Source organism: Paenibacillus sp. CH40, from assembly GCF_024213605.1.
Classification (GTDB): Bacteria; Bacillota; Bacilli; order Paenibacillales; family Paenibacillaceae; genus Paenibacillus; species Paenibacillus polymyxa_B.
In genome coordinates, this window is the sequence record NZ_JANAVQ010000007.1 from 99480 (window position 1) to 112767 (window position 13288).

Here is a 13288-nt window from a genome sequence, read left to right on the forward strand (position 1 = left end):
GAGTGGATATTTTGGATATTAACGAAAAGGCAGACCAAGACAATGTAAGCCTTGTGAGAGTGAAATTCCGCATTATGGTTACAACCGATTTGCATGTCAGTTTGTGGAATTACGATTATTATACGGATCAGGAAACGCTGCATTACGGTCTGGCGCAAACAGCCAGCTTGATTCAAATAGCCCGGGCGGAGGTGCACAATCACCTGCTGCTGGATAACGGAGATGTGATTCAGGGGAATCCAATGGGAGATTATGCTGTACAGCGAATCCAACAGGACCCAAGCGCGGTGCATCCCGCCTATAAAGCCATGAATCTGCTTGGATATGAGGCAGGTAATATCGGGAATCATGAATTTAACTATGGACTGGAATACTTGCAGACTTGCCTTCGAGGAGCGCAATTTCCTTATGTGAATGCCAATATTTATATAGCAGGAGAACAAGAACGAAATTACTTTACACCTTATCTATTGCTGGATAAGACGGTAGAGGATGAAGCAGGTGGTAAGCATTTGTTGAAGGTGGGGGTCATCGGCTTTGTCCCTCCGCAAATTATGCAATGGGACAAGGCGTGGCTGGAGGGAAAAATCATTGTCAAAGATATGCTGGAAACGGCAAGACGGTTTATTCCACAAATGAAGGCGGCGGGAGCCGATCTGATCATTGCCATGCCCCATGCAGGCTTAGAGGATATTCCCGAAACGCTTGATATGGAAAATGCGGTGCTGCATCTGAGCAGGGTGGAAGGGATCGATGCCATTGTGTTTGGTCATGCACATAAAGTATTTCCCGGACCTTCGTTTATAGGGAAAACAGGTGTTGATGTAGAGCGAGGTACCATCCACGATATTCCAGCAGTGGAGTCGGGCTTTTGGGGGGATCATCTGGGTATCATTGATCTGGAGCTGGACTTTAGTGGAGGGAAGTGGCAAGTGGCTGCATCTGCTGCCGAGGTACGCCCGGTGTATGATCCGATACGCAAGGAGGCGCTGGTACAACCGGATACTGCCATTCAGTTGGCGGTAGCAGAAGAGCACGCCGGAACACTGGAGTATATTCGTGCACCTGTAGGTCAGACGACGATGGCGGTGAACAGCTTTTTTGCTCAGGTGATGGATGATGCTTCGGTTCAGCTGGTGAATGATGCGCAAATGTGGTATGTGAAGCAGCAGATGCAAGGAAGCGAGTACGAAGGATTGCCCGTTCTGTCGGCAGCAGCTCCTTTTAAAACAGGCGGCAGATATGGCCCATCATACTATACCCATATTCCGGCGGGGACGTTGGCGATCAAGCATATCGCCGATCTGTACAATTTTCCGAATACACTGCATGTCGTTCGACTGACCGGAACGGAAATTCGGGAATGGCTAGAGTGGTCTGCTGGACAATTCCGGCAAATTGATCCTTCAGCAGAACAAGAGCAAGAGCTAATTAATTCTGATTTTCCAAGCTTTAATTTTGATATCATCGACGGCATCAGGTATCAGATTGATGTAACACAGCCAGCCAGATATGATGCTGACGGAGGCCTAAAGGACCCAGATGCACACAGAATCATTCAGATGTCTTTTGATGGCGAACCGATGGATATGCAGCGAAATTATCTGGTTGTTACGAATAACTATCGCGCGTTTTCCTCTGCGCTGGTCAATCCGGGTGGAGAGCGAATTATACTTGCTTCACCGGATGAGAACCGTCATGTGCTGACCGAATATGTGCGGCATATGAAGACGTTGACGCCAAAAGCTGACGGCCATTGGTCCCTCGCCCCATGGTCAGGGCGTCCGCATGTGACGTTCCTGACCTCGCCGCAAGCAACGGATGCCGCTAATGCCTATTCGGAGTTGCTTTATGAAGGGTTAACAGTAGAGGGATATGCTAAGTTTGCCATCGATTTCGGAAGTTCACGGTAGAACTGCTAACTAGTTTTTGTCCTATAAGTCCACAGCATCAAAATAATAGAAATAGACTGTCCCGCAGAGGACGGTCTTTTTTCATAAAACAGTTTTAAAATCGTACAAAATTCGTGATTTTATATGTCCTGAGTCGTGTTTAAAGTTATTGACCTCTCGTATAAATAGACATATACTTTGATTAAACAAATTTTGGTTTAAAAGGTAATGAAAAAGTCACCATCATTCGTTTGAGGGGGTGTCCCTTTGGAAAAAAACACCACGATACGCGCAGAAATAGAAAAGTATATTCAAAGTGAAGGCATTTCAATGCAATGTTTTGCAGATGCTTCCAAGGTAAATCCGGGTACACTTAGCGGTATACTTAATCGAAACCCGCCACGGCCTATCTCAGTCAATCAGCTTGATCTGATTACCGAGGCCATGGGATTGGAAGAAGGATCTTTGTTCGAGATGTATGTGGATGAATGTTTTATTCATTCCTTACCACACTGGAGGAGGTTGCGTCCGTTTCTCCTGCGTTGCTCAGAGTTGAATAAGCTGGAGTGTATACGCAGTGTACTTGGCTATTTGATGGACGATTTATCGAACGTTCCTGCTATTTTTGAGACCGCAGAAGCGATGTTTGAGGATGGCAGACATGAAGCCGCCATGCTTCTGTATGATTGTGTCATCGAGAGTGAGAAGTATACCCACTCTGAACGGTTGGCGATCAGCTATTTCCGTATATTCCAGATTCAGATTAAGGATAACCAACGGAACTTGAAGGCTGCTGTACAATTCCATTTGTACCGTAGTCGTCTACCGGAAATTTACGCACTGGAAGGCTTACATATGCTATCTCAAGTGTTTGCTTTAAAAATGCAATGGTCCGAGATGGAAATGTATGCGGACGAGCTAAGAGAGCTGGCGCAGGCATTGTATCGCAATCGGAACCGTTTTGGAGATGAGCACCTGGAGCTGCTTAAGCCGCTCGTTTATTACTATGCTCAAGGGCATCTGCTCAAGGCCAGCTGCTATGAGTTTCAGGGCAGATATGAGGAATCCAAGCAATGGATTGAGGGTTATGCAGATTTGAGCTGGTTTGAGGGTTTAGACGAAGAAGGCTGGAAAGTGGTCAACCTACATCGTGTATATGCACAGGGCAACCGACTTTGTATTGAAATTAAAATGGGCAACACTTCTGCAATCTATGAATATATTACTTACCTGCGTGAGCATCCGGATGAGACACTGGAAGGCTTGAACACCTTGCTCGAATCGGCGAACCGGTTCGGTTATTTCGTGGATGCCGAACTGGGACTGTTTAGTCAGCAACTCAAGAGCTTCTGGGAGCTTGCACCGGAACGATGGGACACTCATTATCGCAAGCACTTTAATGCATTTCGCTTTGCATCCTTTTGTAAGGTGTATGCGGAATATTATTTCCGAAAAGGCGATTACCCCGAGGGAGTGGGACAAATACTGCATTGCTTGCAACTGTCTGTCGATAATAGCTATACCGAACATATCATTGGTTGTATGGCTTTATTTGAGCAGCATCGGAATTTTGCTACACCGGAACAGCAGCAGCTGTATCAGAGTCTGTGTCTGGGCGTACGTGCAAATGAAAAGAATCATGCCTATGATCACAGTACCGGTGGATATTTATAATTCCAAATTTCATTCGAATTCTTCATATAACACGTTATTGCGAGGATGTTCCTGTTTCAAAAGGGGATGTTCTCGTTTTTTAGTTGCTGCTGTCGCTTGTGACTTTTAACATAGAGAGGACCGTTTTGCGCGTTGACAAGTTTCGCAAGCGGGATTAGGATAAATGCAGCACAGAAAGTGAAGGAGAGCATGTACAAATGACGATTCCCAAAACATTAACGATAGCCGGCTCCGACACAAGCGGTGGAGCGGGTATTCAGGCAGACCTGAAAACCTTTCAGGAGCTTGGCGTATATGGTATGACCGTATTGACAACCGTAGTAGCGATGGGTCCTAAAACCTGGGATCATCTTGTATATCCTGTTGCGTTGGATGTGGTAGAAGCGCAGCTGCGTACTGTATTGGAAGGTATCGGTTTTGATGCGATGAAAACCGGTATGCTTGGTTCCGTTGAAATTATCGAGCTGGTAGCCAGCCATTTGAAAAAGCATGATCTGAAGCGGATCGTAATTGACCCGGTCATGGTCTGCAAAGGCACGGATGAAGTGCTTCAGCCGGAAAATACAGAGGCGATGCTGGAATTGTTGATTCCTGGCGCTGACCTGGTGACACCGAACTTGTTCGAGGCTTCGCAACTGGCGAAGAATGGACCGATCACGACACTGGAGCAGATGCAGGAAGCGGCTTCGATTATCCATGAGCGTGGAGCTAAGCATGTACTGATCAAGGACCGTGGCAAAATTCGCGCAGGTAAAGCGATGGATCTGCTATATGACGGAATCACTTTTGACTGGTTTGAAGCCGATGTTGTAAAAACAAACTTTACCCACGGTGCAGGCTGCACCACTTCGGCAGCGGTAACGGCTGGTTTGGCACAAGGGCTGACTGTACGCGAAGCAGTGGATCAGGCCAAGAGATTTATTACACAGGCCATTGAAGGTAGCTTCAAGCTGAATGAATTCGTCGGTCCGACCCTGCATGCGGCACATCGTTTGCAAAATCAATAAAGCATGAAGATCTGCGATCTTAGAAAGACTTATAAATCTCCATCAGGCTGAATATATATTAGATTGTTTTAGATCATGACTTTTTTGATATATAGAGTTAGATGAGGCTCAAAAGCCGCAATACATAGTATTGCGGCTTTTGAGGTTGTATTTTTTTGGAATTGCAGCTTCCAGTTTGGTCTAATCGTACTGTATAATAGGCATCAGATTTATTACATTTAAGGAGGAACCGAAGCAATGACATTATTCAGCCAAATGGCTTACAGTCGACCAGAGCAACCTGAAATTGAACAGCGGTTTAAAACGCTGTTGCAGCAGTTTCGTGAAGCAGACAGCGTAGAACGTCAAAATGAAGTGATTCATGCGATTAACAAGCTGCGCAGTAATGTGGAAACACAATTGCAATTGGTGGAAGTTCGGCACTCCATTAATACGGAGGATGCCTTTTACAAAGCGGAGCAAGAGTACGCTGATGATTTCATGCCGGTTATTCAGGAGTATGTAACCGATTACTACCGGGCATTGGTGGATTCTCCATTCCGAACCGAGTTGGAGAGTCAATGGGGCAGCCAGCTTTTCAGTATTGCTGAGGTAGCACTCAAGTCGTTCCATCCGGATATTATTGAGGATTTACAGCAGGAAAATAAGCTGACCTCGGAATATGCTCAATTGATTGCTTCAGCGAAGATCCCGTTCGAGGGAGAAGAACGCACATTGTCGCAGCTCCTGCCTTTTGAAATGGCTACCAACCGGGAGACGCGCAAACAGGCCTCCGAGGCTAAATATCAATTTATGAGTGAGCATGAGGACGAGCTGGACCGGATTTATGATGAACTGGTGAAGGTACGCACGCGCATGGCACACAAGTTGGGCTATGACAACTTCGTAGAATTGGGCTATGCCCGCTTGGGACGTACAGATTACAATGCCGAAATGGTAGCCAATTTCCGCGAGCAGGTGCTGAAGCACATCGTTCCTCTGGCAACCAAGCTGAAGGAGCGGCAGCGCGAACGGATCGGAGTAGATCAGCTTCGCTATTATGACGAGGGTTTCAACTTCCTGTCAGGCAATCCTACGCCTAAAGGTGACCCGGAGTGGATCATTCGTAATGGAGCACGTATGTATGAGGAACTTTCAGCGGAAACACATGAATTTTTTAGCTTTATGATCGAACGTGGACTGATGGATTTGATCAGCAAAAAGGGCAAGCAAAGCGGAGGCTATTGTACATTTTTGAGCGAATATGGCACACCGTTTATTTTCTCAAATTTCAATGGTACATCCGGTGATATCGACGTATTGACGCATGAAGCAGGTCATGCCTTCCAGGTCTATGAAAGCCGACATTTTGAAATTCCTGAGTACCATTGGCCAACCATGGAGGCGGCTGAGATCCACTCTATGAGCATGGAGTTTTTCGCATGGCCTTGGATGAATCTGTTCTTCGAAGAAGATACGGACAAGTATCACTTTGAACATCTATCTTCATCATTGCTGTTTGTGCCTTACGGTGTAGCCGTGGACGAATTCCAGCATGCCGTATACGAACATCCGGACTGGACCCCAGCCGAACGTAAAAGCGCATGGCGCTCCATTGAACGTAAGTATAAACCGCATCTGGATTATGAAGGCAACGAGTATCTGGAGCAGGGCGGGTTTTGGCACAAACAGGGTCATATTTTTCAATCCCCGTTCTACTATATTGACTATACACTCGCGCAACTGTGCGCGTTCCAATTCTGGAAACGCATGAGTATCGACCGGACAGCTGCGTGGGAAGATTATTTGAAGTTATGCCGTGCCGGGGGAAGTCAATCTTTTACCGGATTGGTTGAGCTGGCTGGATTGATCTCGCCGTTCCAAGATGGCTGTATCGCCTCTGTAATCGGAGAAATCGAAGCATGGCTGAACAGTGTGGATGATAAAAAGCTGTAAGCATAACTAAAAAGGGCATTTCGCTTACCTGTCAAAGCTGAAAAGCTTGCAGATAGCGGAATGCCCTTTTGTGTAAATGGTTAATAAGTATGCGAGAACTCTTGAAGAAGCTGGCTATGCGTTTGCTAAGGATGAAAAAAAACATCAAGCCTTTGTAGATCACGACATTGTAGCCTTTAGTGAGCTGCTGGACTTCCTGAATCGTGGCGTTGAGTATCAGTGCGCCATAAATGCTGTCGTGGAGCAGTATAGGCCGATTCCGGGATTGGTGACCAGATAAATGGTGTCCTGGAGAAAGCAGAGATCAGCTAGATAGTCAAATCTCTGCTTTTTTACATTGTTCCATGGAAGGCTAGACATATATATGCCATCTAGGTAATGCGATAACGCTGTATTGTGTGATGTAATTATATAAATCAGTCCAAGAGAGCTGGAACACTCGCGGTTTCCGATTTCGTGTTAAATCATTTACGCCTTTTCTTTATTAAATATATAGCCAGATATCCTACTGCTACTATTCCTGCGCTTAAAAAGCAAACTAGTAAACCATTTAGTTCTACTTTTCCAGTAAGTATAAATATAGTCAAGATTCCAGTAAAAAATCCAATGATCAATATTTTTGAAAAGTTTTTCAAAATTGACAACTCCTTCTAAAAAAATGTACCAAAAATATCTCATGTATGGTACTATATATATTGTTATTACAATTATATCATATTATTGGGAGGAAAGTGGTAAAATGAAGAAATTTGTATCGGCTTTGATGGCATCAGTTATGTTAATGCTTGTTATCAGCAGTACAGCAGCACTGGCAGCAGCAGCGCCAAATGCAGTACAGGGAGAATCAACCTCCGAACTCAGCCAAGAATTAATTAACAAAGCAAATCCCTACATAAAACTACAGTCACAAACATTCACTTTAAGTGAAGAGGCTTCAAAAAATTTAACTGAAGATGAACTTGGACTCGTTAATAAAGCTTTAGATTCGGCAAATAATCAAGCGAAAAATATCTCAGGTGATGTAACAGTTACTACAACGGATAATAACAGTTTAAAAGTAGTACCTACTAATAAATTCTCTACAGCTTCGATTAACACTTCCTCTTATTGGGATTATGAATTACTTTGGTGGGGATACCGTATCTATTTTTCTCATCAATTAATAAATGATATCAAATCAAAAGCCCTTTACGCTGGGGGAATTGGTGCAATATCCGGATCAACTCTTACCGGTATTCTTTCGTCTTTGGGTCTACCAGGCTGGATTGGAGGTATTGTTGTAGGGATATTTTTAGTTAAAGGTGCAAGCATTGTTTATGCGGATAATGGCAGAGGGGTTTATTTTGATGCATTTTGGGCTGGTGATCCTGCTAGCCAAGCAGTAAACTTCGTTACAGCTAAAGTGTATGGTGCTTGATGTTAAGTAAAGCGCGATAAACAAAGAAAGCTTCAGGCCTTCATCGGTCTGAAGCTTTCTTTGTTTATTTATCGGATCATTTTGAAATTTAAGGAAGAATAATCCTTTATATCCGGTAGATGGTATGGTGTGTTCGATCTGCTCTGTCATTCGTGGCTGGTCGTTCCATGCACAATAAACGGTCACAATTCATGAGTTGAATAACATGAAATATAAATATTTATGGGGCGAATTGACCATACCTGATCGTATCCTTAAACTTCAATTAATGTTTGGTGTTGAGCGGTTTGAGATTGGCTTCAATAGAGGCACGGCGCGATTCCAAAAATGGCGGTAACGCCAGCGATTCACCCAGAAACTCTAGTTCTTCATCCGTATCAAAGCCGGGTCCATCGGTTGCTAATTCAAACAGAATGCCGTTCGGCTCACGGAAATACAATGAACGGAAGTAAAAGCGATCTACAAAGCCTGAGTTGGAAATTTGCAGCTGCCCAATACGGTCTACCCATTGTTTGAGCTCTTCCTCAGTTTCAACACGGAAGGCTACGTGATGCACACTGCCGCGTCCTGGTCGCTCTTGTGGCAGATCGTTGCGCTCTTCCAGATGAACTTCGGTTCCTGTACCGCCTTCACCCGTTTCATAGATGACCACATCCGGTTGTCCAGCAACAGGAGAAGGATAGGAGCCCTTTTTGCGGAAGCCCATAACCTGTTCAAGAATAAGAATGGTATTCTCCGCTTTGGGAATAGTCAGATGAACCGGTCCAAGCCCTACAATGCCGTACTCGGCAGGGACAGGGCTTTTCTCCCAAGGCGTGCCGCCGCGCATTCCGTTATCATGCTCATCTGAAACGAGGAAGAAGCGTTGTCCTTCAAAATCCTCGAACGAAAGTGCCAGGCGTCCCGCTTGATCCGTAATTTCGCCATGTTTTACATCCAGCTGCTCGAAGCGGTTTTTCCAATAATCCAGTGCCTTGTCATTTGGTACCCGTAGGGAGAGAGCTGAAATGCTGTTATTTCCTGTACGAGTTTGTCCCGCATGTGGAATTTCAAAGAAAGTGACTTCTGTACCCGCAGTTCCACGCTCATCTCCGTAAAAAAGGTGATATACACTAACATCATCTTGGTTCACCGTTTTCTTGATCAACCGAAGTCCCATTACCTGAGTATAAAAATCAACATTTTTAGCCGCTGCCGCTGTAATCGCCGAAACGTGATGCAATCCTAATAGTTTCATGTCATTATCCTCCTTGGTTTTTATATGATTAGGTTTTTCGAAGCAAAATAAACAGTCGAAAAACTTTTCTTTATATTTATTATCTTGATATTAAGATATATGTTTTTTGATTGTTTGTCAACTTGAATTTGCACTGGCTCTAAAGACGGACAAAAATAGAAATTCGAAATAATGCAAAATCAGATACAATGAAGCTCAATATAGCCCAAAGTAGATAGAATGAATTTTATTATAAAAGGAGTGTACTCGATGTATACGGATAAGGATTTAACGATTAGGCCTGTTACAGAAGAAGACCTGCATGCCCTTTGGACATTAACTTACAAGGAAGAAGCACCGGAATGGAAGCAGTGGGATGCACCTTACTATGAACATAAGCCACTTTCTTTTGATGATTATTTAAAAGAGAAGGAAAAGCGAATCGGACAAGATGACTTTTGGATCATTGAAGTGGAAGGCAAGGTCATTGGATCTGTGAGCTATTATTGGGAGCATCAGCCTTCCCAATGGCTTGAAATGGGGATAGGTATCTTTGATTCGCGGTATTGGAGCGGTGGGTACGGTACGAGGGCGCTTCGACTGTGGATCACGCATTTGTTTAATACATTACCTCTAGTAAGAGTAGGCTTTACAACCTGGTCAGGAAACCATCGGATGATGAAGGTTGGGGAGAAGCTGGGCATGACCCTCGAAGCCAGGCTTCGAAAGTGCAGATATTATAATGGAGAGTATTATGATTCGATCCGAATGGGGCTTCTACGGGAAGAGTGGAGGTTATAGGTATTCTGTAAAATAAGGCCTTACTAAGCATAAAAAGATGACTTCTGAATGGATCAGGAGTCATCTTTTTTGACGCGCATGGGTATTTTACTTTCTTATTTTTAGGTGCATCTACTCTGATTCTCGAAGTCGCTCCACAATACTTTGTTTGTTGTTCATAGAATAGACTGCTACTGGAATAAGTATCCCCAGCAATAATAGTACAGGCAATGAGACAAACAGTGGCCAAATTATAAAGTGATAGCTTAAAAGCCATAGCAGGCTACATAACGGTTTCACAATCAAAAGAGAAAATAAGATTGCCAATAGAATAGAGGTTAGGCTAGTAGCCCCAACATAATATAGTCCTTCATAAATCAGCATTCCGCGCAATTGCTTTTTGGTCATGCCGATACTTTGCAGCATAGCGAATTCATTGCGGCGGGTCAGTATGCTGGTTAAAATCGCATTAATAAAGTTCAGGATACCAATCAAGCCAATAATCAAGCTGAGCAGGCCGCCGATCATTATAACAGTAGTTTGCATACCTGATAAAGCGTTTCTGGATGTAATCTTGGATTCATAGCTCATCATTGGTTCAATTGTTTCTGTGTATCGCTTCAAAAAGCTCTGCATGGACGTTTCCTGATTTGAAGATACATTAAAGGCATAGCTCATCATAGCAGGCTCTTTTACAAGTGATTTGTATATTTCCGCCGGGAGGTAAAAGCTATTATAGCTCGAAATGCGATTTGAATTGGTGGATTTGATACCCACATGGCCAAGTACTGTAAACTTTTGTGTTAAATACTCTCTACCCAATGGAGCATCATTTGCTGTTCTCACATAACTATGCAAAGTAACGTTCTCGCCCACTTTATGATGAATGCTTTCCATGTAAGGCTTGTCGTTGTCGTTCAGTTCGACTCCCTCCAGAATATACTTACCTGAGGCCATTTTCTTAAAATCAAGCTCACCATCAATCAACTGCAGCCGATGCAGGGGCAAATCTTCCAGCCCATACACGTCTACAAGGAAGTTGCCGTGAGCGTCAGTGTTCTGGGTATCATCCGTAATTCCCTTTGTATTTTCAGCCGTGAAAGCTGTTGGGTCACCGTATAATCGGCCGCCTTCTTCGAAGCCTGGTTGTGCCTGTACAGCCTTAATAAAACTTTCAGTGGTTTCATTTTCATGCCCACTAAAACTACTCGGAACCTGGAAATATCCAGCATGAGCAATGAGAAAATCGGTATCATTAAATTTGGCTAAAAATTTATCCATATCAAAACTCTGAGACAGCGTGAATACTGTATTTAGAAGCACCAAGCTTAAAGAAAGACTAATCACCACTAAAATAGTACGTTTTTTATTACGCCCCAGGTTGGAACGAGCCATGAGGCGGATTTTTGCACCTCCGGTTGATTTTTTCAGCTTACGGCCACCCTTGGTATTTCCGTCTGTGTATCTTACTGCCTCAACCGGCGAAACAGCAGCTGCAATTCTGCCTGGCTTGAAAGTGCTGATCATTACGGTAATGAGTGCGAACAAAGCCGATCCGACAAAAATCCATGGGTTAGGAGATACCGATATCTCAGTACCGTTATATACACTCATATTTATAATAAAAGGTACGAGCGATTTACCGATAAAAAAACCTGCTATTAATCCAACCGGGATTCCTAACACTGATAGAATCAGCGCTTGTCTGCGAATAATCCGACGGATTTGTTTGCCGCTTGTACCAATCGTCTTTAAAAGACCGTAAAAACGAATATCTCGCATCACTGATATTTGGAAAATATTATAAATAATCAAATAACCGGTAAACATGATCAGTAACAGGGCAGAAGTTAACGCTATGATTGTCTCTGTATCTAGACTAAAATTGGTTGAGATGTATGCCCAACTTACATTATTCGCGATATAGTTTGGTGCATCTTCGTCAAGTGAATAACCGCTTTCGGTAATCACTTTATTGAGCTTTCCTCGCAAATCAAAACTATTGTCGAACATCATAGATGCACTAATCGTTCCAGTATGGAAGTGATCCTTTTTATAGTTGCTTTGTAATTCCTTGGCATGAGCATCGACATAGGCTTTAGAAGCGAATATTTGTCCTACGTTAAATACAGGATCACTTTTCCACCAGCCAGAGAGGACAAAATCCCGCTGTACTTCTTTACCTCGTATGTTAAGCTTTAATCTCAAAGGTGCTCCAATCTTCGGTGGAACATCCAATAGCTGCAACGTCTTGGAGTCTGCAATCACTTCATTTTCTGCGACAGGCTTGTGCCCCTCTTTAAGCTCAATAAAACCTAGCTTCAACCCTACATCATCGTAATACCAGAACTCCGTATGGCGTTTTAGGAATTTATCGTTTATAACTCGGTCGCTTAATATACGGTTATAAGCTATTTCCTTGATCAATGGATGATCCTTGACATGATTAAATTCGTCATCCGTTATATATTTAAGTACGGCATGTCCATCTCCACCGACCTGTCGCATGGTCGCCCGTTGTAAGCTTTCCACAGCGCCAATCCCCATAGTGAACAGTGTTGTAAATAACAATGAAGTGAGAGCTATGGCAACAATAGCAAAGAGGTTACGGGTTTTGTTTACTTTGAAGCTCTTATCTGCCAGCTTGCGGATTACTTTTTTGTTCTTTACCTTGATCATTTACCTTCACCGCCGACCATTTTACCGTCCTCAATTCGGATGATCCGGTCTGCCATTTGCGCAATTTCCTCGTTGTGAGTAATCATCACTATCGTTTGGCGGAACTGCTGGCTGGATACCTTGATCAATCCCATCACATCCAGACTGGTTTTACTATCCAGGTTCCCAGTGGGTTCATCTGCTAAAACAATCGCAGGTTTCGCTGCCAATGATCTGGCGATGGCTACGCGCTGCTGCTGGCCCCCCGATAGATGGTTGGGCAGGTTATCCAACTTTTGATCAAGACCCAAGGTATGTACAATTTTGTCTATGTGGGTTTTGTCTGGCTCTTTACCATCTAGTTCAATAGGAAGCACAATATTCTCGTAGACATTTAAAACGGGCACCAGGTTGTAATTTTGAAAAACGAACCCAATCTTTCGTCTGCGAAAAATAGTCAATTCTTCGTCCTTCAATGTAAAAATATCTTTGCCGTCAATCGTAACGTCTCCACTTGTTGGACGATCAAGTCCACCTAGCATATGCAGAAGGGTAGATTTGCCGCTCCCGGATGTACCGACAATAGCGACAAATTCTCCGCTTTCCACCTCCAGATTTACGCCGTCTAAGGCATGAACAGCAGTATCTCCATTACCGTAATGCTTCTTTAATGCCTGAGTTTTTAATAGAGCCATATACGTTCTCCTTC

10 protein-coding genes are annotated in these 13288 nt (G+C 43.8%); 7 read left to right on the forward strand and 3 right to left on the reverse strand.

Annotated elements, in window-relative coordinates; translation table 11 throughout:
* Positions 1 to 2: 2 nt before the first annotated feature.
* From NLX73_RS19325 to NLX73_RS19350, 6 genes are all read left to right on the forward strand, one after another.
* Positions 3 to 1913: a bifunctional 2',3'-cyclic-nucleotide 2'-phosphodiesterase/3'-nucleotidase gene (locus NLX73_RS19325; RefSeq protein WP_254327051.1), complete on the forward strand. Its 1911-nt coding sequence runs from the start codon at positions 3 to 5 to the stop codon at positions 1911 to 1913.
* Positions 1914 to 2159: 246 nt separating this feature from the next.
* Positions 2160 to 3566 carry a DNA-binding protein gene (locus NLX73_RS19330; protein WP_165179296.1) on the forward strand — a complete coding sequence of 469 codons (1407 nt, stop codon included), beginning with the start codon at positions 2160 to 2162 and terminating at the stop codon, positions 3564 to 3566.
* A gap of 197 nt (positions 3567 to 3763) precedes the next feature.
* On the forward strand, positions 3764 to 4573 hold the full coding sequence (gene thiD / locus NLX73_RS19335; RefSeq protein ID WP_061828938.1) for a bifunctional hydroxymethylpyrimidine kinase/phosphomethylpyrimidine kinase: 810 nt from the start codon (positions 3764 to 3766) through the stop codon (positions 4571 to 4573).
* 237 nt (positions 4574 to 4810) lie between these two features.
* On the forward strand, positions 4811 to 6508 hold the full coding sequence (locus tag NLX73_RS19340; protein WP_254327052.1) for a M3 family oligoendopeptidase: 1698 nt from the start codon (positions 4811 to 4813) through the stop codon (positions 6506 to 6508).
* 76 nt (positions 6509 to 6584) lie between these two features.
* Complete coding sequence (locus NLX73_RS19345) at positions 6585 to 6788, forward strand: hypothetical protein (protein ID WP_254327053.1); 204 nt, start codon at positions 6585 to 6587, stop codon at positions 6786 to 6788.
* Between the two features lie 459 nt (positions 6789 to 7247).
* Positions 7248 to 7925 (forward strand): hypothetical protein, encoded by a 678-nt coding sequence (locus NLX73_RS19350; RefSeq protein ID WP_254327054.1) that lies wholly within the window; start codon positions 7248 to 7250, stop codon positions 7923 to 7925.
* 265 nt (positions 7926 to 8190) lie between these two features.
* Here NLX73_RS19350 and NLX73_RS19355 read toward each other — a convergent pair whose 3' ends face one another.
* Positions 8191 to 9162: a ring-cleaving dioxygenase gene (locus NLX73_RS19355; protein WP_076295667.1), complete on the reverse strand. Its 972-nt coding sequence runs from the start codon at positions 9160 to 9162 to the stop codon at positions 8191 to 8193.
* A gap of 249 nt (positions 9163 to 9411) precedes the next feature.
* Here NLX73_RS19355 and NLX73_RS19360 point away from each other — a divergent pair, with 249 nt between their 5' ends.
* Positions 9412 to 9942, forward strand: a complete 531-nt coding sequence (locus NLX73_RS19360; protein WP_254327055.1) for a GNAT family N-acetyltransferase — start codon at positions 9412 to 9414, stop codon at positions 9940 to 9942.
* Between the two features lie 111 nt (positions 9943 to 10053).
* Here NLX73_RS19360 and NLX73_RS19365 read toward each other — a convergent pair whose 3' ends face one another.
* Positions 10054 to 12600: an ABC transporter permease gene (locus tag NLX73_RS19365; protein ID WP_254327056.1), complete on the reverse strand. Its 2547-nt coding sequence runs from the start codon at positions 12598 to 12600 to the stop codon at positions 10054 to 10056.
* Positions 12597 to 13274 carry an ABC transporter ATP-binding protein gene (locus tag NLX73_RS19370; protein WP_254327057.1) on the reverse strand — a complete coding sequence of 226 codons (678 nt, stop codon included), beginning with the start codon at positions 13272 to 13274 and terminating at the stop codon, positions 12597 to 12599. The genes NLX73_RS19365 and NLX73_RS19370 overlap by 4 nt, the downstream gene beginning before the upstream one ends.
* Positions 13275 to 13288: the final 14 nt, after the last annotated feature.

Bases quoted from the DNA above. Each gene is read 5' to 3' on its own strand.
- thiD (WP_061828938.1), top strand. From the start codon at position 3,764: ATGACGATTCCCAAAACATTAACGATAGCCGGCTCCGACACAAGCGGT.
- NLX73_RS19340 (WP_254327052.1), top strand. From the start codon at position 4,811: ATGACATTATTCAGCCAAATGGCTTACAGTCGACCAGAGCAACCTGAA.
- NLX73_RS19345 (WP_254327053.1), top strand. From the start codon at position 6,585: ATGGTTAATAAGTATGCGAGAACTCTTGAAGAAGCTGGCTATGCGTTT.
- NLX73_RS19350 (WP_254327054.1), top strand. From the start codon at position 7,248: ATGAAGAAATTTGTATCGGCTTTGATGGCATCAGTTATGTTAATGCTT.
- NLX73_RS19355 (WP_076295667.1), bottom strand. From the start codon at position 9,162: ATGAAACTATTAGGATTGCATCACGTTTCGGCGATTACAGCGGCAGCG.
- NLX73_RS19360 (WP_254327055.1), top strand. From the start codon at position 9,412: ATGTATACGGATAAGGATTTAACGATTAGGCCTGTTACAGAAGAAGAC.
- NLX73_RS19365 (WP_254327056.1), bottom strand. From the start codon at position 12,600: ATGATCAAGGTAAAGAACAAAAAAGTAATCCGCAAGCTGGCAGATAAG.
- NLX73_RS19370 (WP_254327057.1), bottom strand. From the start codon at position 13,274: ATGGCTCTATTAAAAACTCAGGCATTAAAGAAGCATTACGGTAATGGA.